This window comes from Sandaracinaceae bacterium, from assembly GCA_020633055.1.
Taxonomy (GTDB): Bacteria; Myxococcota_A; Polyangia; order Polyangiales; family Houyiibacteriaceae; genus JADJJE01.
In genome coordinates this window covers 183,254-200,684 of the sequence record JACKEJ010000010.1, presented here as the reverse complement: position 1 = coordinate 200,684, position 17,431 = coordinate 183,254, and the positions used below count along the sequence as shown (strand labels likewise).

Below are 17,431 nucleotides of genomic sequence, written 5' to 3'. Positions count from 1 at the left end.
TGCGCTGGTGGCGTGCGCCCGCCCGCCGTGTGAGCGCTCGACGCCTTTGGCCGCGTGGTACCTTCCGGTGATGCTGCGTGCCACGCGTTGGTCGTCTCTCCTGACCCTCTGGGTGGCCGCGTTCGTGGCCGTCCCAGGCCGTGCCCAGGCCGCGCCTGCGGAGCGCGCGTACGTCGGCGTGTACCTCCACGACGTGACCCGCTTCGATCAGCGCAACGGCACGTACGACGTGGACGCGGACGTGTGGCTGAAGTGGTACGGCGAGCTCGATCCATCCGCGCTGCGCGTTCAGAACTCGTGCTTCGACATGGAGATGGTGGATCTCGGCGAGTCCTCCGACGGGGACTGGCACTCGCACCGCTACCACCTGCGCGGCATGCTGCGCGGCGAGTTCCCGCTGCATCGCTTCCCCTTCGACACCCAGCACCTGGGCATCCAGTTCGAGCTGTCGGGGAGCAGCGCGGAGCTGGTGCCGGACCTGACGGGCAGCGGCATGGCGTCGCGCTTCAGCGTGACCGGCTGGGACTACGAGCCCGAGTTCCAGCCACGCATGCAGGAGCTGCTCTACGCGTCGGACCTCGGCTCCATCGAGGGCGAGGGGCGCTCCACGACCATCCAACGCGTGGGCTTCGAGGTGACCCTCCAGCGCCCGACCATCACCATCGCGGTCAAGTGTTCCTGCCGCTGCTGCTGCTGCTGCTCATTGCACTGTTCGCGCTCTATCTGGCGCCCGATCTGGTCGACGCCCGCACGAGCATCGGCGTGACCGTCCTGCTGGCCTGCTTCGCCTTCCAGTTCACGGTCGCCGGCACCATCCCCGACGTCAGCTACCTGACCGTGGTGGACGAGCTGTTCATCCTGGCGTACGCCCTGTCCACCCTGACGTTGGTGGTCACGGTGGCCGCCTACTGGCTCTCGCGCACCGATCGCACCCCGGTGGCGCACCGCTTGGATCGCTACTCACGCCGTGGCATCCCCGTCATCGCGCTCGTGGCGACGATCCTCATGCTGGATCTCGGTCGTGCGTCGGATGCTCAGGCCGACGTCACGGCCCAGGCGCTCCCCGCGCGCGCCACCTCGACGCGGGACGTCTTGCGAGTGGGGACGCTGCAGCTGACGTCCGCGTCCTATGGCGTGCTCCGCGGGCCACAGCGCGCGGGCCTGACGACGCAGACCCCCGAGGGCGAGCTGGTCGGGCAGCTGGCCGTGGAGGCGCCCGGCGTCACCAACGACCTCATGAATTTTCGCGCAGACGGGACGCTCGTCATCACGTGGACGCTGCGCGCCGACCTGCGCTGGTCTGACGGGGAGCCGCTCACGTCGGACGACTTCCGCTTCGCGCTCGAGGTGTCGCCGGACCCCAACGTGCTCGCGATCGAGACTCCGGACGAGCGCACGCTGGTGCTCACGTACGCCGACGCGATGGCGTATGCGCTCGAGGGGTTCTACCCGCTGCCGCGTCACGCGTTGCTCGAGGCCATCGCCACGGACGGGGGCTTCGACGCGGTGCGGGAGGCGCGACGCAATCAGGCGCTGCCGAGCGCGGGGCCGTACGCCCTCACCGAGTTCGCCGCGGGGCAGTCTGCGGTGCTCACGGCGAATGAGCACTATGCGGGTCCCGCGCCCGCGATCGCGCGCATCGAGGTGCGCGTCTTCGACACCGTCGAGGCGCTCGTGGCCGCATTCTCCGCTGGCGAGATCGACATCGTCGAGCCGGGGACGCTGACTCCCGAGGTGGCAGACCAACTAGAGCGAGAGCGGCCGAGCGGCGTCATCGTGCGCCCCGCCGGCGACATGTACGCGCTCACGCCGGACGAACGGTCGCCGTTGCTGGCGCGGCTCGAGGTGCGTCGGGCCATCCTCCAAGCCATCGACCGGCCGACGCTCGCAGCGGAGATCTTCGGGCCTTTCGGGCGACCGGCCCAGACGCCGTCCGTCCACGTCGAGGCGGACGCCGCCGACGCGCTGCCGTACGACCCCGAAGCGGCTCGGGCGGCGCTCGAGGCGGCGGGGGTGCTGGGGGAGACCATCCGCCTCACGCACACGGATCGCGCCGTGGACCAGCAGGTGGCCGCGCGGATCGCCCAGGCGCTCACGGACGTCGGCTTGGTGGTGGAGGACCATGAGGTGTCGGCCACCGACCGCGCTGCGCGTGGGCGCGACCACGGCGGGCTGCGGCTCTCGATGATCCGCGACGGGGGCGACGACTCCGACCCTCGCCGCTACTGGAACCTGCCCCGCGCGAACGGGCGCTTCGACCCTACGGCGCGGACCTTCGCGTTCGACGACGCGACCGCAGAGATCGTGGATCGATGGGGGCGCGCGTTGTACACGGAGCGTCGCCTGCAGCTGCTGGAGGGCATGGACCGCGCCGTGGCGCACCGGCTGCCCCTCTTGCCGTTGGTGTTCGGCTCGGAGCGCCTGGCGGTGGACCCCGCGCTCGACGGGTGGGACAGCGGGCGTCGCTTCGGCGACACCGTAGCGGACTGGCACTTCCAGGATCAGTCCGCCAGCCCGACGGACTGACGATCAACGGCCCAAGAGCGGCTCGAGGCGTACCCAGCGCCCGTCTTGCTGGGCGGCGTGTCGCAGCTGCGCGAGCGACTGCGCGTGCGTGCCCTGCGCGAACACGCGCCCGAGGCGAGCGAGGTCTTCGTCACGCATCGCGTCGACGTGGGGCAAGAGCTGCGCCCACGTGACCTGCGTGCCGTCTACCGCGCTCAGCAGCGCCGCCACGACCGGCTCCTCTTGGGCAGCGAGCAGACGCAGCGCCGTGCTGGCCTCCGTGGGAGTCATCTGTTCCACCAGCCCCAGCAGCGCGGGCCACAGGGCGCGCTCGTGTGCGGTGGCGATGATGTCGAGCAGCATGGCCTCCGGGAGCCCCTCCACCACGGTCGCCGCCAGCCTGCGGGCGTCGCCGTGCAGCGCGCCGACCAGCGGGAGGAAGTCGGGCCAGAGCCGGCCCGCGTGGGCAGCCCGGACCACGCTCTCGAGCACGTCGCGTCGACCGAGCGCTGGCATCGCGGCCAGGGCGACACGCGCGTCCGGCGTCATGGAACCCACGATGGGCAGCATCGCGTCCCACAGGTCGTGTGCCTGCGCCGCATCGACCAGCTGGCCGAGGAAGACCTCGCCTTCGGCGACCACCAGGTCCCCGATGCGGCGGCGCCACGCGTCGTCCAGGTGGCTCATGAGAGCGAGCGCGGCCACCCACGTGTCGCCGTCTCCTTCGCCTGCGGCAAGCACCAACCTCCGCAGGCGCTCGGCCGAGAGCAGCCCGGCCAGCTCGCTGATACGCGGCTTGGCCTCGATGTAGAACGCGATGTCCAGCAGCACCGCCTCTTCGGCGATGACGTCGACCACTGCGCCGATCACGTCGAGCGCCAGGAAGTCGACGAAGCGCCCCAGCGTGAGGTGCTCGCCTCGCGCGAGCAGGACCTGCGCCACGGACACCACGCGCTTGGTCTCGAGCCTCCCGAGCACACCGCGCGCGCTGCGAGGGTCCAGCTGCATCGCGACGTCGGCCAGGAACGCGTCGGGCATGTGCGCGGCCAGGGATGCCGCGCGCTCCGGGGTCAGCAGCCCGGTGATGCGCGCGCACAACATGGGCCCGAAGGAGCGCTCGCCCACGCTCGCGACGAGGGCGTTCGGTAGCAGGCGGCTGGCGCTCGCGACCCGCTCGAGCATGGCGCGGCTGTCGTCGAAGAAGTGGTCACTGAGCGCCTCGCGCAGCGCGCGCAACCCCTGGGCGTCCAGGGCGTGGTAGTGGTGCAGCTGCTCGTGCTCCAGGGAGAGGAGGCGGGCCAGCTTGGTGCGTTCGGCGATGGTCTCGACGCGGCTCATGCGTGCTCAGCCCTTGAAGAGGATCTTGCGGACCGCGCCGCGCAGCATCGCCGGCACGAAGGTGAGGCCTTGCTCCACGGCCGTGTCGAGCGCGCCACGCTGGTGCGCCTTCTGGGCGCGCACGCAGGCCAGGAGGTGCTCGAGGGCTTCGTCGGGAAGGGCTTCGACCTCTGGGGGGAGGGAGGCGCCGAGCTCGGCGCGCAGAGCGAGCAAGGGCTCGCGCGAGTGTTGCGAGGGTTCCACGAGCCTCGACGCTACCATCTTTCGTGGCGGTCTCGCGCGTTCATGGGTCGTGCCATGGCAGAGGCTCGCACGCGTGGCGCTCGGCGCGCGCTGGGCGTCGGCACTGGCAGTGTGCGGGAACGTCGGCTCGAATGACTTGCGCCCCGGCAGGCGCATCGCGTTCCATGCACGGCGACCCATGGCCACGCGCATCCCCACTCCCGAGACCATCCGCACCGACTTCTTCACCGAGCGGCTGCGCGCCGCCGGCCATGACGGCGTGACCGTCACGGGCTTCCGCGCCGAGCCCATCGGCACGGGGCAGATAGGCCATTGCCTGCGCTACACGCTCGACGTCACGGGAGGTGACGGGTCCGCCCCGACACGTCTCGTGGGCAAGTTCCCGGCGCTGGACGCCAAGAGCCGCATGTCGGGGGTCTTGCTGACCAACTACTTGCGCGAGGTGTCGTTCTACCGCGACCTGCAAGCGCGCGTGAGCATCCGCACGCCGCGCTGCTACTACGCCGACATCGAGGGCCGTGGGCCAGCGTTCGCGCTGCTGCTCGAAGACCTCGCGCCCGCGCGGCAGGGCGACCAGCTGCAGGGCTGCACGCCGGAGGTCGCCGACGCCGCCGTGCAGCAGCTGGTGGGGCTGCACGCGCCGAGCTTCTGCGACGCGTCGCTGTTGGGCGTGGACTGGCTGGACGCGGGCTCGTCGTCGCTGCAACAGCTGGGGCGCGCCCTGTACCGCTACAACGTGCGCGGCGTGTTGAAGCGCTACGGCGACGAGCTCACCGCCGACGAGGCGGACATCATCGCGCTGGCGGGTGAGTCCACGCGCCACCCGTTCGAGCGCCCCGAGAGCGCGTTCAGCTTGGTGCACTACGACTATCGCTTGGACAACCTGCTGCTGGACGAGCGCACGAGTCCGCCCGGGGTGGCCGTGGTGGACTGGCAGAGCGTGGTGCTCGGGAACCCCCTCGGCGACGTGGCGTACTTCCTGGGTGCCGGGCTCGCCCCGGAGGTGCGGCGCCACGTGGAGCACGACATCGTGCGGCGCTATCACGACAGCCTGTGCGCGGCGGGTGTCGCCGGCTACGACTGGGACGCGTGCTGGGAAGACTATCGGCGCGGCACGTTCACCGGCCTCGTGGTGACGGTCATCGCCTCGATGATGGTGCAGCAGACGGAGCGTGGGGACCGCATGTTCGCGACGATGGCGCAGCGCCACGCGCGGCACGTGCTGGACCTGGATGGCGCGGAGCTGCTCACCATCCCGGGGAACAAGCGCGCGCGGCGCCGGCACGCCGCGGTGCCCAGCGGCCAGGCGGAGCGCGCCGAGTCCCGCCTGACGCTCGCGGGGCCCAGTCCGCTGCGCTTTCCGGAGCTGGGGCTGTACGGGCTGGCCGGTCACGCAGAGGACCCATCGCGCCTGGTCGACGAGGCGCGGGAGGCCGAGGCGCTCGGACTCGGGTCCATCTGGATCTCCGAGCGCTTCGACGTGAAGGACGCGGGTGTGTGCGTGGGTGCCGCCTGCGCCGCCACCCAGCACATCTACGTCGGCACGGCCGCCACCAACATCGACACGCGTCATCCGCTGGTGACCGCGACCATGGCGGCCACGGCGGCCAAGCTCAGCCACGAGCGCTTTGCGCTGGGGCTCGCGCGTGGCGTGGCGGTGCGCTCCCGCATGATGGGCCTCTCCGACGTGAGCAACGCCGAGCTCGGGCGCTTCGTGACCACCATGCGCAAGCTCTGGCGCGGGGAGCGCGTGCTGGCGCTGAAGAGCGCATACGGCGTGAGCCCCTATCTCCACATGGGCAGCTGGCTCGACGTGGACATTCCCTGCCTGTTCGTGGGGTTCGGGCTGGAGGCCGTGGAGCGCGCCGCCCGCGTGTTCGACGGCATCATCCTCCACACGTTCTTGAGCGACGACGCGCTGCGCCGCGAGGTGGAGGCCGCGCGTCGAGGGGCCAAGGCGGCCGGGCGCGACTCGAGCGCCGTCAAGGTCTGGAGCGTCCTCGCGACCGTACACGAGCCCACGGAGGAGGACCGCCTGCGGCGCATCGTCGCGCGCATGGCGACGTACCTGCAGGCCCCACGCTACGGAGAACTGCTGGTCGCCGTGAACGGCTGGGACCCCGAGCGGCTGCGCCGCTTCCGGCGGTCCCGCCCGGTGCTGCGCATGACCTCGGCCATCGACGCCACGGCCACGCTCGAGCAGCTGCGCGAGATCGAGCGCGAGATCCCAGAGCATTGGTTCCCGGCCGCCGTGGGTGACGCCGCCACCTGCGCGGCGCGCATCAAGGACCAGTTCACGGCCGGGGCCGACGGAGTCATCCTGCACGCCAGCACGCCCGCCCAGCTGCCCGAAGTGCTCGAGGCCTACGCGCGCGTCCGCGACGCGAAGCGCTTCAGCGGAGCGAGCGCCTGCCCGGCCTAGCGCGCCGACCCGCAGCGCGAAGAACACGCCCAATGCCGCGAACTAGGGCTCCCGCCCCTCGGCCCACGTCGCGAGGGCTGAAAGACGCAGCACGCGTCTCGCCGAGGGGGCGTCGGCCAGCTCGGCGAGCCAGCGGGCGGTGTCGACCAGCCCCAGCGAGTCGGCTCGGCGCGCGTGCTCCGTGAACGCGCGGCGGTGCCCCGGGGTCCATCCGGCGGTCCCGACCACGGCCGCCTCGCCCATGGCGTCGGCCAGCTCGTCGGCCAGGAAGTGCGCGCCGTCGTCGTCGCGGTCCAGGGCTCGCCCGCGCGCATGGGCGCCCGCCTCGTCGCTGGGCGCCTCGATCCACGGCGCCACCGCGCGACGCACTCCGTCGCGCTCACTGACGATCAGCGTGGGCTCCACCACGAGCCCCTGCGCGCCGCGCCGGAAGCGTCCGCTCACGAACACGAGCCCCGGTGCGGACAGCGCCCGCAGCAGCGCCTCGGTGCCAGCGGCGGCGCGCTCGTGGAACGGGAAGCGCAAAAGCGCCGTCCCGCCCACAGGGTCCTCGAGCAGGGCCACCGTCTCCTGTGTCGCGGAGAGGAAGCGCACGTCGCCCGCGCGGCGGAGCGGCACCACGTGGACGTCCTCGGCCAGCTTGCGTGGGCGCAGCGGCTTGGGCGGCAGCTGGGCGAGGTGGGCGTCCACCTCCGCGAAACCCTCCGCCAACACGGGCGCGCGCAGCCGCTCGAACGAGAAGGTCTGCGGGCTACAGGCTGCGGGCGAGCGCCCCAGCGACAGCACGCCGGAGGCGGAGCGCTTTGCGCCCTTCGCCAGTGTGCGACCCATCGCGACGTTCGCGAGCGTGATGCCCTTGCCCACGGTCGCGCGGGCCAGCTCGTGCAAGGGGCGCTCGGTCCCGGCGGCCGACCGCAGCGCCGCGTCCTTCACCAACGTGAACACCTGCCCCGTGTCTTCGTCCTGCACGAACGCGTGCAGGCTCACGCCAGTGCGACCGATGCTGGCGGCGCACCCCAACCCCACCAGCTTGCTCGACGGGATCTGCAGCGTCCGGTCCGCAGGGACGCCGCGGACGAACACAGGCGGCACCGTGCCGCGGTCCGCGCGCGTCACCCCGCTGCGCAGCGCCAGCTCGCCGAACACGCGCGCCGTTTGGCCCGCGTCGAAGCGCGCGTCGCGCTGGTCGTAGGCCTCCTTTTCGGAGGCGAGCTCGGCCAGCGCCTCCGCCACCCACACCAGACCCGCCTTGCGTGCCTCCTGTGACACGCGCTGGGTGCGGTCCAGCAGGGTGGTCGGCGCGCTGGCCAGGCCCACGGTGAGCCACTCCTCGAGCAGCGCGTCGACCGCGTCCAGCGCGTCGAGGGGCACGGGGTAGGGAGTGTCCCGCGTGTCGACCAGACCGGCATGCGCCTCCGGGGCCAAGCGCTCGAACGCCCACAGCGCCATCGCGGCGTGCTCGCATGGGGCGGGCTGACCGCAGTCGCACACCGCATGGTGCGCGTCTCCTGGGACCAAGAAGCGCGTCGTCGTGCCGAGTGAGTGGCAGCGGGCCACCGGCTTCGCGGTGCGCGTCAGCTCGAACAGCTGACCGGCCGTCCACAGCTTGCGGGCCCGCGTGACGAGCGCGTTCGGCAGCTCGTTGGGCGTGTGGGCGGGCGTGTGGGCGGGCGCGGAGCCTGGTGCGGTGACGTCAGCCTCGGTCGTCGGCTCGCCCGATGGCGCGCTGGCGTCGCTCCCAGCGCTGGCGGCGGTTGGCGCGGCGGTGTCCCGCCTGTAGGCCATGACGGTGCGCACGAGGTGCCGGCAGGGTGGCTGCGCGGGGCAGGTGCAGCGCGCCCGCCCGAGCGACACGCCCGCTGGGAGCGTGCACGTGGTGTCATCGGACCACGCGGCGGTGAGCGTGCCGTCCTCGCCCACCGTCAGCTCCACCTTCAGCTCGCCCGCGTCGGTCTCCGCGCGCGCCCGCCGCACCGTCCCACGGTTCGACAGCGCGGTCAGGTCGTCGTCCGTGAGCGCGAGGAGGTCTGCCCTCATCGCACCTTCTCCGCCACGAACGCCGCCAGCTCACCGGGGGTCATGGCCCCGACGTGGGCGCCCAGCGACGCCATGCGGCGCGCGATGTCGTGGTCGTAGAAGGGGCGCGCGTCCGAGTCGAGCGCGGCCAGCCCGAGCAGCGTCACGCCACTCTCCACCAGGCGCTTCGTCACCGCGTAGAGGTTCTGCGGGGGCCCGCCCTCGAAGAAGTCGGTGATCAGCACGACGATGGTGCGTCGCGGGTTCTCGATGCGGCTCTCCGCGTAGACCAGCGACTGGGCGATGTCCGTACCGCCACCCAGCTGCACCTTCATCAGCGTCTCCACCGGGTCCGTGCAGTAGTCGGTGACGTCGACGATGTTCGTGTCGAACAGGATCAGGCGCGTCTTGATGGCGGGGATGCCGAAGAAGATGGCTGCCGTGACCGCGGCGTGGATGACGCTCCCGACCATGGAGCCCGACTGGTCCACCACGATCAGGATCTGCCACTTGTCGATGTGGCGTCGTACGCGCGTGTGGAAGTGCGGATCGCGCAGCACCAGGCGCTTCGCCTCCGAGTCCCAGTAGCGCAGGTTGTGGCGCAGCGTGCTGGACACGTCGAAGTTCTTGGCCATCCGGATGTGCGAGCGGCGTCGCAGGATGGAGCCCACGAAGGGGTTCTGGATCTCGGTGGAGAGCTGCTCGAGGAGCTTCTGCACGACCTTCTGCACCAGCGTCCGTGCCAGCGCGAGCACGGCGGGGTTCATCAGGTGCTTGGTGCGGAGCACGGCGCGCAGCAGCGTCTCGCTCGGCTCGGCCTTGCGCAGCATGTCCGGGTTGGTGACCATCTCCTCGAGCCCGTAGCGCTCGAGCGCGTCCTTCTCGATGCGCTCGATGACGCGCGCCGGGAACAGCTCGTGCACCTGGTTGATCCAGTCGGGCACGCTCAGCTGCGACGGGTCGAGGCTGCCGGGTCCACCGCGGTCGCGCACGTTGCGCCCCTTGTTCTCGCGCCCGTACAGGTATTCCAGGGCCTCGTCCTGCCGCGTGCTGTGCTCGTCGGGGAGGCCGCCCAGCACGTCCTCCGAGCCGCTGCCCAACACCAATCGCCACCGCAGGCGCCGTGTGCGTCCGGTGCTCACCGCGCGTCCTCGTCGAACAGGGCGACCCCGTGCTGGCGCAGCTCGGTCAACAGCGCACGCTCCAGGCGCATGGCTTCGGCGGCGCGCTCGGCCCCCACGGCCAGCGGCGCGAGCGGTGCCCCACCGTCCTCGATGCGACGCATCAGCTGGTCGATCAGGTGGTGCTTCTCACGCGGGGGGAAGAACGAGAAGGCCAGGCGCAGCGCGGGCAGGGCCGCCAGGAAGTCGTCGTCCGAGAAGGTCAGTAGCAGCTCGTCGAGGCGCAGCATGAGGGACGGGTCGACGCGCAGCACCTCACGCGCCAGCGTGAACAGGCCGCTGAGGAAGTCTCCCAGCTGGCTCGGGAGGGCGAAGCTGCCGACGCGCTCGGCGATGTGGAGGCCACCCTCTTCGCCCAGGGCATAGAGCGCCCCAGCCGCTGCCCCGCGCAGCGCCGCGTCGCGCGCGCCGTCGTTCAGCACCAGCCACAGGATGTCGAGCAGCGGGGGCAGGGGGAGGCGGTCGGCGCAGCGCAGGCGCGCGTCTACCAGCCGCGACAGCCCGTCCACGACGTCGGCGTTGCCCGCGCTGGTCGAAGCCAGCAGCCACGTGCCACGGTCGTAGGCCTCGCCCAGCAGGGCCGCGTAGCGCTCGTCGCCCGCGCTGCCGAGCGCCTCGTCGAAGCGCACCAGGTACAGCAGGTGGCCCAGCGCGCGCGCCAGCCGCACGAAGTCCGCCTCCTCGCGGAGCAAGGTGACCAGGCTCTGGAACAGCGACTCTCCGAGCTCGCCCAGGTCCGCCTGAGCGGCCTGCAGGCAGAGCAACGCGGCGGTCTCGGCGTCGCGCGTCCCGTGCTCCGCGCGCTCACGCAGGCGCTCGAGGCTCGCTTCACGCAGGGTGCTCCCGTACAGCGCGGCCTCGATGGCGTCTCCTTCGAACTCGGGCGTCCAGTGCAGCGACCAGCGCTCGAAGGGCTCCACCAGGTCCTTGCGGGTGGCAAAGTCGGTGCCCTCGGTGAGCGTGACGCCTCGCAGCTCCAGCCCGGCGACACGGTGCAGGACGCTCGACGCTCGCCGCTCGGCGGGCCGCAGCAGGTGCAGCTCCACGCTGCGCGCCACGGGCTCGGGGACCAGGTTCTCGTTCTGCAGCACGCGCTCGATGTCGTGCACCAGCGGGGGGCGCTGCGTGCCCTCGGCCAGGCGCCCGCGCGCACGCCCCCGGAACGCCTCCAGCACGGCGCCGAGCACGGGGTGCTGGGACCCGTCCATGGCGTCTTTCACCAGCGCCAGGCGGACGCCGTCGAGCACGTCCGTGCGGAACACCCGCGCGTGACCGCGCAGCGCCGAGAGCCCGCGTGCCATCGCCTCGGCGCTGATCAGGTCGGCCGTGCTCACCGCCTGCTTGCGCTCGCGCAGGGCGAGGACGGCGATGTGCAGGGGCTCGGCGCCGTCCCACAGCGCTTGGTAGAAGCCCGGCGAGGGCATGCCCGCCGCATAGCCCGTCTGTCCGTCCAGGCGCTCGAACGAGTAGGGCGTGAGCGCGATGCCGGCCTCCTCGGGCTCGGGCTCGGGTTCGGGCTCGGGCTCGACCGCGCCGTCGGGACGCGTGAGCGCCAGCGTGTGGTAGCCGCCCGTCACCACCAGCAGCGGACCGTCCGAAGGGCCTCGGACGGCCTGGGCCTCCGCGATGCGTGCGCGCATGAACGCCTCACGCGCCAGGTCTGCGGGCGAGACGGCGTCGCTCGCCTCGTCGGTCAGGCGCAGCTCGTCGCAGAACGCGCGGAGGCGCTCCAGCAGCTCGGCGTGCGGCACGTCCGGGTCGATCTCGAAGAGCGTGTCCCACAGCGCGTCGAAGCCCTCGACCCCCAGCTCGGCGCACAGCGCGTCCACCAGCCGCGCCTGGCGCATGGGGCCGTCCCCGTAGCGCGACTGCGGCGCGGCGTCGCGCATGGGGCGCGCGGCCCACGGCAAGTCGATGAACGCGAAGGGGATGCCGTGTTCGCCCGCCGCGCGAATGGCCTGCCACTCGGGCGAGTATTCGCAGAACGGGTAGTAGGCTCCGCTGCGCCCCTCCGCGCTCCTCACGAAGGTGTAGATGGCGATGGGCAGCTGGTGCGGCAGCTGCAGCTCGTCGTGCCGCGTGTAGTCCGACGGGCCCTCGATCAGCACGCGCGACGGCTTCAGCTCGGCCACCAGCGCGCGCACCAGACGCGCGCAGGCGGGGCTGTGGTGGCGCACCGGGACGAAGACGGGCTCCACTCACTTCTCCGGCAACAGGGAGCGCGCTTCATACAGGTCGCGCCAGGCCCCGCTCTTGCGGGGCGCCACCACCTGCTGGAAGTAGTGACGGATGCGCGGGATGTCGTCGGCGTTGTCCTTCAGCGCCGTCCCCACCAGGCTGGACACCAGGTGCTCCCCTCGCACCTCGCCCTCACCCAAGAAGGCCGCGTGCACCGACGCCGCGTAGCCCACGGCCACGGCCTCGGCCGTGCTCATCACCGCGGTCAGCGGCTCGATGGACTTGCCCGCCGTGGTCTTGCCGTTGCGCAGCTCGGCGAACGTGGTTACCAGCACCTCCGTCATGTCGGCCGGCAGCGTGGCCTTGATGCCGGCCTTGCTCAACTGACGGCTGACCTCACGCTGCACGAGCGCGATCTCGTCTTCCAGCTTGGCGATGGGCCCGATGGTCTCGAAGCAGAAGCGCCGCTTGAGCGCCGCGCTCATCTCGTTCACGCCGCGGTCGCGCGTGTTCGCCGTGGCGATGACGTTGAAGCCCGGCTTCGCGTAGAGCGAGCGGCCGCTGTCTTCGCGCTCGGGGATGGCCATCATCTGTTCGGAGAGCACCGACAGCAGCGTGTCCTGGATCTCCAGCGGGCAGCGCGTGATCTCCTCGAAACGCACCAGCTTCCCGGCGCTCATGCCGCGGTGCAGCGGCGCGGGGATCAGCGCGCGCTCGGTAGGGCCCTCGGCCAAGAGCAGGGCGTAGTTCCAGCTGTACTTGATGGCGTCCTCGGTGGTCCCGGCGCTGCCCTGGATCACCAGCGTCGAGTCCCCCGAGATGGCCGCCGCCAGCAGCTCGGACAGGTACGACTTGGCTGTGCCCGGCTCGCCCACCATCATGAGCCCGCGGCTCGTGGCGAGGGCCACGATGCAGCGCTCGATCTGGGCGCGGCTGCCCACGAACTTGGGCGCGAGCTTCGCCTTCGCGTCGCCCAGCAGAAAGCGCACCACCGAGCGCGGCGTGAGCGCCCAGCCCGGCGGGCGTGCGGCGTCTCCGTCGTCCTTGCGCAGCGCGGCCAGCTCGTCCGCGAAGAGCTCCTCGGCAGGAGGTCGCTGTACGTCGTCGCTCATCCCTGTTTGCCCCTCTCCACCAGGCGCGTCAGGTCGTGCAGCACTTCGCTCACGATGACGGAGTCCACGTCGCGCAGCGGCACCGCGCCCTTGGTGTAGGCCCAGCTGAAGAAGCCGTCTTCGGCTTCCGCAGCGTCGGTGGTGAACCCGACCGCGTCGACCTTCTGCGGGGTCCAGTCTTCGCCGTTGGTGCCCACCCAGCAGCCGTCGCGGTACGTCGCCACGGCGGTCACGCCGCCGAAGGTCTTGTGGTGCGCACAGAAGGCGCCGCCGTCCTGCGGTCTTCCGCGCGTCCAGCCCAGGGCTTCCAGCCCGAACACCAGCGCGCGGCCCTCCACTTCTTCCTTCTCGAAGCGGGTGATGATCGTGCCCTTGGACTCCTCCTCCGTCAGCGCGTACGTGGGCCGACCCAGCTGCGCGAACGGCGGCACGATCTCGTAGTCCGCCAGGATCTCGCCCCAGGCCGGCGCGTCGTCCGCGCTGAGGTGCGAGGGGTGCACCACGCCCACCGACGCGGTGTGCTCGGGGTACACAAAGGTCTCGTCCCGAACCGTCGCCAGCGTGCCGTCGTCGGCGACGCGGAAGCCTCCGAGGTAGGCCCCTTCGGCGTCGTACGCGGCCCAGATCACGCGGCGCACCAGGTGCACCATCAGCGGGTGCTGTACGAACAGCGTCTCGAAGTCGTCGGGGCTCCAGCGGCGGCCCACCACCATGGCCTGCTCGAGCCGCACGGCCTGCGTCTTCACCACCTCGGCCACCTGTTTCTTGAGCAGCTTCCAAGCGGCCACGGCCTCCGCCGAGAGCTCCGCGTCGTCCTTGCTGTTGGGCTTCGGCAGGTTCGGCAGGCGCTTGCCCCCCTCGTCGCGCACCATGGGCTTCAGGTCGTCCCCCAGCACGAACTCGAAGCGACGCGCACCGAAGTCGAACACCCGCGAGCCGCGCTCGTCGAGGCCACCGTCGGGGATGATGCGGTCCGCCAGCTCGTCCCGTGACATCCCGCGGTCCTGCGCGATGCCCTCCATGCACTCGCCGGCGCGCTCCTTGATGCCCTTGAAGCTGACCTTCTGCGAGATGCCGTGGATCTGCATCAGCGCGGTGTCGGTGCCGATGGCGCGCAGGCACTCGAGCCCCAGCACGGCGCGCTGGTGTTGGCTCTCCCCGGGCCACACGCGCACCAGCTTGGCCAGCGCGATGGCCGAGGCGTCTCCGCCCAGGTGGCCCACGGCCTCCATCTTCCAGCGCTCCTTACTGCTGGCGCCGTCCTGCAGCCAGCTCTGGAACACCGCCCACGCGAACGCGTCGCGCGCGTGCTCGTCCACGTGCTCGCGGAAGAGGGCGAGGCGCGGCGTGGGGGCGTCCAAGCTGGACGAGCGGATCTCGGCGAGCACCGTCGCCGTGCGCGCGGGGCCGAGGGCGCGCGGTCCGTGTGCGGTCTTGATGGAGATGGGCGCGAGGCGTCCAGCGATGGCAGCGTCCGACGCGTTCGGCTTCGCCAGGCCCGCGCGCGGGTCGAGCACCAGCTTGGCGACGTCGGCGCGGCCGCCGGCCTTTCGCTCCACCAGCCAGCCATAGCCGCGCCGGCACAGGTCACGCAGGTGATCGGTCGCCGCTGCGGCCTGCTTGTCCTTCGTGCCCACCAACGGCAACAGCCCCTCGACCGTGTGCGCGATGTTGTTCTCCAGCCACTGACGCGCGGCCTCCTTCGCGGTGCCCTTCCGCAGCGCGAGCATGTACGGGGCCGCGGAGGGTGCCTCCACGCAGGTCAGCGCGCGCACCAGCCCAGCCCGGTCGTTCTGGTACGAGGCGGTGGCCACCGTGCCCAACGTGGGCACGCCCAGCACCCCGGTGGCGGCGAGCCACTCGCGGGCTTCCTTCTCGTTGCGTGGCACGGCCTTCACGCGCTCGGCCTCGCGCACGATGGTCTCCGCGTCCTCGTACACGTAGAGCAGGCGCAGCAGCTCCGACGCCGCGCCGTGCTCGCCGCGCACCAGGCGCGGGAGCGCCGCGCGAATCTCGGCGTCGCTCGCACCCAGCCGTTGCGCCAACAGCAGGGCACCCGTGGTCGGAGCCGGGAGCGCCAGCAGCTCGCGCAGCATGGTGGCGCGCTGGTCGGGCGAGAGGGAGGGCACGACGCGCTGCACCACCTGGTCTGCGAAGTGTCCGGCGTTGTGCTCCGAGTGCGCATAGGCCAGCAGCGAGCGCAGGCCCCCCTCGGCCCACGCCCCGGTCAGCGGACGCGTGTCCCATCTCGGCGCGTCGTCCAGCGGCTGGTCGAAGCGCATGGCGCGCAGCTTCTTCTCGGCCTGGGCGGGGGTCACGCGGTAGCCCGCGGTGCGGATGGCCAAGACCCAGAAGCGCCCCTCCTCCGGGGCCATGGGGAGCGCGAACGAGAGCTTCTCCCACGCCCAGTAGTCATAGGTGCTCGGCGGCGCACCGAGCGTCGTGTGGCAGCTCAGCATGCGCGCGATGCACGCCTCGAGGTCGAACGCAGGCGGATTTCCGGGGTCGGTATACGGTGGCAGCGCGCTCGCGGAGCGGTTCAGGGCCACGGGGCCCACGTCGACGCGCGCGGGCGGATCCTGCTGCTCGGGCTCGAGCATGACGGGCTCGATGGTGAGCTTGGCGGGGTCGCCGAAGCAGCGCGTCGCCCACTCGGGGAGCTCGCTGTCGTCCGCCACGGGGTGCTGCTCTTCGTGGGCGCTCAGCACCTTGGTGCGCACGGCCCGCGCCACCTGCTCGTCCATTCCGCTCAGCGCCGCATCGATGGCGTCGGCGTGGCCGGCGCGCGCCAGCTCACGGAGGTAGCTCGCAGCGGCCTCGGCCTTGGCGCCTTGCGCGGTGACCAGCGGCAGCAGCCCGGGGATGGCGAAGGCCGTGTTGGCGTCCAGCCACTGCCGCGCGCTGCCAGGGACCTTCGACTCCAGCATCACGCGCAGCATGGGCTCCACCACGGCTGTCGACTTGCCGAGGGCCAGCACGTTGGCCAGGCCTTCGGCGTCTGCTTTGGATGGCATGGCGAGCACGCCCTTGGCGATGCCGTCGGCGGCCCCGAACCCTGCAGCCGCATACAGCGCGCGCGCGTCTGCGGCGTTCGCGGGATAGGCCCGCAGGCGCTCGACCTCTGCGACGATGGCGGCGGGGTCGCGCAGGCCGAAGGTGGCGCGCAGCAGGGCCGTGCTCTCGCCGCTGTAGGCCACATAGCGCGGGTCGCCAGGGGGTAGCGGGCTCTGGGCCGCCAGCTGCGTCGCGACGCTGGTGCGGTCGAGCCCGAGCACGGCCAGCAGCCACGTGGCCCAAGCTGGCACCGAGGTCCCCACGCGTGCCTCGATGGCGGCGCGCAGCGCGTCCCGCTGGGCACCGTCCATCACCGGGAGGAGCTGCTGGATGATGGCGCGCGCTTGCTTCGCGGGGCTGTGGTGCGCGAAGACACGGTCGCAGAAGCCGTCCAGGCCGAGCACCACGTAGAAGGCCGCGATGGTGCCCTCGTTGTGGTTTTCCCAGCCCCGGTACTGGTCGAGATCCATGGGCTCGACGGACATGGTCTTCGCCTTGTCCACCGCCCCTTTCAGCTGCGACCCGGCCGCCACGACCTTGATCCAGAACCAGGCTTCGTCCTCGGTGATGTCGGCCGTCAGCCCCAGTCGCTCCCAGGGCAAGCTGTACATGTACTTGTCGGGCTTCCCCAGCGCGGCCAAGCGCGTGATGCACGCGTCTCGGTCGAAGGGCTGCGGCCCAGTGCGCTGCGGGAGCGGGATGGGGTCCAGCAGACCCGCAATGCGGTCCGCCGCGCCGAGCGTCAGCGTGGGCTCTGGGGCAGACAGCGGCTGGGACGTCGCGCGTGCGGTCTCGGGCAGCGCGGAAGAGGAAGCCTCGGTGATGTCGGGCGCACGCGGTGCCTCGGTGGCCGCGGGGTCTTCGTTTGCTGGCCCCGGCGCCGCCGCGCGGGTGGGCTTCTTCGCCGCTCTCTTCCCCTCGGCCACCTTCTCGGCTGGCTTCTTCGCGCCGGCCTTCGCGGGCGTGGTCCCTCCGCTGGCCCCCGTCGCAGGCGACGCGCCGGCGCCAGCTCCCCCGCCCGCTGCCGTGGGGCTCGCGGCCGCGTCCGCGTAGCCCTTCTTCAGCTTCTCGGCGACTTGCTTGTCGTACGCCTTCTTGGCGTCCGCCTCGGTGTCGAACGACTTGACCTGCGTCTGGCCGTCCGTGCCGATGCGCCCGTACACGACCGTGACCTCGGTCCCCGTGTGCGTCGCCTGCCAAAACTTCGAGGACTTCCCCTCGACGAACTCGAGCCGCCGTGACGTCATGAGGACGGCGAGCGTACGCGAAGCGGGCCGTCGTTGGCGAGGGGGCAACGGGCTGGGCGCGCTGGGTGGAGACCTGTACCTTTTCCACGCGCTGCGGGTCGTGTCCGTGGGCGTGACCCGGGCCCTCCTCCGCGG

Annotated in this window: 10 protein-coding genes; 3 read left to right on the top strand and 7 right to left on the bottom strand. The window is 71.8% G+C overall.

Going from position 1 to position 17,431, the window contains the following annotated elements:
* The first annotated feature begins 70 nt into the window (after positions 1-70).
* Both H6726_23260 and H6726_23255 read left to right on the top strand, forming a co-directional pair.
* Positions 71-766, top strand: coding sequence for a hypothetical protein (locus H6726_23260; protein ID MCB9660583.1), 696 nt, complete (start codon positions 71-73; stop codon positions 764-766).
* Positions 673-2,526 carry a hypothetical protein gene (locus tag H6726_23255; GenBank protein MCB9660582.1) on the top strand — a complete coding sequence of 618 codons (1,854 nt, stop codon included), beginning with the start codon at positions 673-675 and terminating at the stop codon, positions 2,524-2,526. Before H6726_23260 ends, H6726_23255 begins: the two co-directional genes overlap by 94 nt.
* A 3-nt stretch (positions 2,527-2,529) precedes the next feature.
* Here the strand turns inward: H6726_23255 and H6726_23250 are convergent, their stop codons facing one another.
* Complete coding sequence (locus H6726_23250; protein ID MCB9660581.1) at positions 2,530-3,843, bottom strand: hypothetical protein; 1,314 nt, start codon at positions 3,841-3,843, stop codon at positions 2,530-2,532.
* Between the two features lie 6 nt (positions 3,844-3,849).
* Complete coding sequence (locus tag H6726_23245; GenBank protein ID MCB9660580.1) at positions 3,850-4,056, bottom strand: hypothetical protein; 207 nt, start codon at positions 4,054-4,056, stop codon at positions 3,850-3,852.
* Between the two features lie 208 nt (positions 4,057-4,264).
* Between H6726_23245 and H6726_23240 the strand changes: the two genes are divergently transcribed.
* Positions 4,265-6,508: a TIGR03857 family LLM class F420-dependent oxidoreductase gene (locus tag H6726_23240; protein MCB9660579.1), complete on the top strand. Its 2,244-nt coding sequence runs from the start codon at positions 4,265-4,267 to the stop codon at positions 6,506-6,508.
* A gap of 42 nt (positions 6,509-6,550) precedes the next feature.
* On the opposite strand, the gene H6726_23235 is transcribed toward H6726_23240, so the two are convergent.
* Genes H6726_23235 through H6726_23215 form a run of 5 tightly spaced genes read right to left on the bottom strand, consistent with a single transcriptional unit; the run spans position 6,551 to position 17,296 of the window.
* Positions 6,551-8,545 (bottom strand): SWIM zinc finger family protein, encoded by a 1,995-nt coding sequence (locus H6726_23235; protein MCB9660578.1) that lies wholly within the window; start codon positions 8,543-8,545, stop codon positions 6,551-6,553.
* A complete protein-coding gene (locus H6726_23230; protein ID MCB9660577.1) occupies positions 8,542-9,666 on the bottom strand; it encodes a VWA domain-containing protein in 1,125 nt (374 codons plus the stop codon). Before H6726_23230 ends, H6726_23235 begins: the two co-directional genes overlap by 4 nt.
* Positions 9,663-11,903, bottom strand: a complete 2,241-nt coding sequence (locus H6726_23225; protein MCB9660576.1) for a hypothetical protein — start codon at positions 11,901-11,903, stop codon at positions 9,663-9,665. Before H6726_23225 ends, H6726_23230 begins: the two co-directional genes overlap by 4 nt.
* Positions 11,904-12,995 carry an AAA family ATPase gene (locus tag H6726_23220; GenBank protein MCB9660575.1) on the bottom strand — a complete coding sequence of 364 codons (1,092 nt, stop codon included), beginning with the start codon at positions 12,993-12,995 and terminating at the stop codon, positions 11,904-11,906.
* Positions 12,992-17,296 carry a DUF4132 domain-containing protein gene (locus tag H6726_23215; protein ID MCB9660574.1) on the bottom strand — a complete coding sequence of 1,435 codons (4,305 nt, stop codon included), beginning with the start codon at positions 17,294-17,296 and terminating at the stop codon, positions 12,992-12,994. The genes H6726_23220 and H6726_23215 overlap by 4 nt, the downstream gene beginning before the upstream one ends.
* Positions 17,297-17,431 lie beyond the last annotated feature (135 nt).

Excerpts from the sequence above, each read along its gene's own strand:
- H6726_23250 (MCB9660581.1), bottom strand. The coding sequence starts at position 3,843 with ATGAGCCGCGTCGAGACCATCGCCGAACGCACCAAGCTGGCCCGCCTC.
- H6726_23260 (MCB9660583.1), top strand. The coding sequence starts at position 71 with ATGCTGCGTGCCACGCGTTGGTCGTCTCTCCTGACCCTCTGGGTGGCC.
- H6726_23220 (MCB9660575.1), bottom strand. The coding sequence starts at position 12,995 with ATGAGCGACGACGTACAGCGACCTCCTGCCGAGGAGCTCTTCGCGGAC.
- H6726_23240 (MCB9660579.1), top strand. The coding sequence starts at position 4,265 with ATGGCCACGCGCATCCCCACTCCCGAGACCATCCGCACCGACTTCTTC.
- H6726_23215 (MCB9660574.1), bottom strand. The coding sequence starts at position 17,296 with ATGACGTCACGGCGGCTCGAGTTCGTCGAGGGGAAGTCCTCGAAGTTT.
- H6726_23235 (MCB9660578.1), bottom strand. The coding sequence starts at position 8,545 with ATGAGGGCAGACCTCCTCGCGCTCACGGACGACGACCTGACCGCGCTG.